Origin of the sequence: Flavobacterium zubiriense, from assembly GCF_041729725.1 — a bacterium.
Classification (GTDB): Bacteria; Bacteroidota; Bacteroidia; order Flavobacteriales; family Flavobacteriaceae; genus Flavobacterium; species Flavobacterium zubiriense.
Window position 1 is genome coordinate 1 of sequence record NZ_JBCFQL010000043.1, and the last position, 235, is coordinate 235.

The window sequence follows — 235 nt, forward strand, 5'->3', positions numbered from 1 at the left end:
TGCATCAGCTATTTTAGCAGAAGTTACCGATGAGGAAGCCAAATCAGAAGAAACTATAGAATTTTCTAAATTCAATTTACTGTAAGCAATTGCAGCAGTAGAACTGATATCTGAATTTACTACTGTACCGTCAGCTATTTTTGCTGAAGTTACTGCCTCATCTAATAACTTTACTGTGGTTACTGCATCACTTGCTATATTCCCTGAAGTAACTGCATCATCAGCAATTTTAGCG

1 protein-coding gene is annotated in these 235 nt (G+C 36.2%); it reads right to left on the minus strand.

What is annotated here, in order from left to right; genetic code table 11:
• Positions 1–235: hypothetical protein (locus tag AAGV28_RS15450; RefSeq protein WP_373407648.1), on the minus strand; the 235-nt coding region annotated here is incomplete at both ends.